The sequence below is a fragment of the Rhizobacter sp. P1_G5 genome (assembly GCF_056405435.1).
On record NZ_JBFUCB010000973.1, the window covers coordinates 1 to 1,431 of the forward strand.

General features: G+C 63.8%; 1 protein-coding gene and 2 pseudogenes. 2 read left to right on the plus strand and 1 reads right to left on the minus strand.

Translation table 11 applies throughout. The features are described from left to right. Together AC1D12_RS33270 and AC1D12_RS33275 are read left to right on the plus strand one after the other, a co-directional pair. A pseudogene (locus tag AC1D12_RS33270) lies at positions 1-646 on the plus strand (XopAJ/AvrRxo1 family type III secretion system effector zeta toxin); the annotation flags it as partial. A 12-nt stretch (positions 647-658) separates the two neighbouring features. Then, complete coding sequence (locus AC1D12_RS33275; RefSeq protein WP_477828757.1) at positions 659-955, plus strand: hypothetical protein; 297 nt, start codon at positions 659-661, stop codon at positions 953-955. Positions 956-1,066: 111 nt separating this feature from the next. Here the strand turns inward: AC1D12_RS33275 and AC1D12_RS33280 are convergent. Then, positions 1,067-1,431, minus strand: a pseudogene (locus tag AC1D12_RS33280) (3-carboxy-cis,cis-muconate cycloisomerase); the annotation flags it as partial.

Sequence of the window (1,431 nt, forward strand, 5' to 3'; positions counted from 1 at the left end):
GCCCGAACTGACCTCGTCCGAGGTTCACGCAGAGTCCTGCGTTCTTGCCGACCGCTTGGAGCGAGAACTGGCCGACTGCAGGACAGAGAGCGGAAAGCCGGCGAGCATGCTTGTCGACAAGCGGCTCGGCGGAGCGCACGAAGTCGCCAGCTACATCAAGCTGGCCGAGGAAACAGGCCGCAAGATCGAGCTCTGCGACATCGATGCCCCGCTGCAAAGTTCGCTCCTCGGCGTCCTGCAAAGACCGCCAGGCGGCGACGACCCGCGCCCCCCCTACGCCGCGGTCAGCGCCGGTTTCTCCGCCATCCGCAGCAATCGTCTCGACGTCATCGACAAATTCTTGGCCAAGCCACAGCTCGGCACCTATCATCTTTACGGCACGTCCGCGACCGGCGCCAAAATTCCTGTTGCGACCGTCGCGACGGGCGAGCTGACGATCCATGATCCGGAGAAGTACGCGGAGATCATGAATCCCGCGAACTCGTCGCCAGGTGACATCGGCGACCAAAGGATCGACGACGAGACCATCGAGCAATTGACGCAAGGGATGCCCGCATCCCTCAAGGAGAACGCTCGCGATGCGCTGCAGGAATACCGTGGCATGTCGTGGTCGGAAGCGCTGCAAGCCCACAGCACACTGAAGTGACAGGATCTGGAGATGACTCAACTCAAAGGCGAAGCCGCCCTGGCTTTTCACAAGCAGCTCAAGCAACGAGCGGCGGAGGATCGTGCGGCGCGCCTCCAGGCCGCCAAGGCACAGGCCGAATTGAGCGGCAAGGAACCCTTCGATCTGCACAAGCTCGAAAGGCTTTGCGACACGACTGAACGCGGCCGCCTTGTCGACGTGGCGGAGCGGACGTCCATCTACGAGTACATGTACTACGTCGAGCATCCACAGGCCCAGCGGCTGGATGCCTTCGCCAGCAGCCTGAGCGAGATCGAGAAGTGGTCGTGATGCCTCGAACGTAGGCGGGTGGGCTGGCGGTGTCGGTCGGCTCGATCACCCGGGCACCTCACCTCCTGCGAAGTCTGCCGTGTCGACGCTCGCCGGATGATGGGGCGAGGGTCAGCGCAGCGCGGCGAGGACGCGGTCGACCATCACTCCGGATTGGCCGAGGTAATTGGCGGGGTCGCACAGCGCGGCGAGCGCGTTGCGATCCAGATGCTTGTTGATCTCCGGATGCTCGGCCAGCAGGTCGAGCAGGGGTCGCTGTTGCTTGACCGCTTCGCGGCAGATGTCGTAGACGAGGTCGTGCGCGTACTCGCGCCCGATGTACGGCCCGAGACCCATCATGACCGCCTCGCTCATSACSAGGCCGTGGGTCATGTCGATGTTKCGGCGCATCGCGTTGGCGTCGACTTCCAGCCCTTCGAGCACGAAACGCGCCTGCTTGAGCGCCCCCGCCATCAGGCAGAACGACTCGGGCAGCA

Excerpts from the sequence above, each read along its gene's own strand:
- AC1D12_RS33275 (WP_477828757.1), top strand. The coding sequence starts at position 659 with ATGACTCAACTCAAAGGCGAAGCCGCCCTGGCTTTTCACAAGCAGCTC.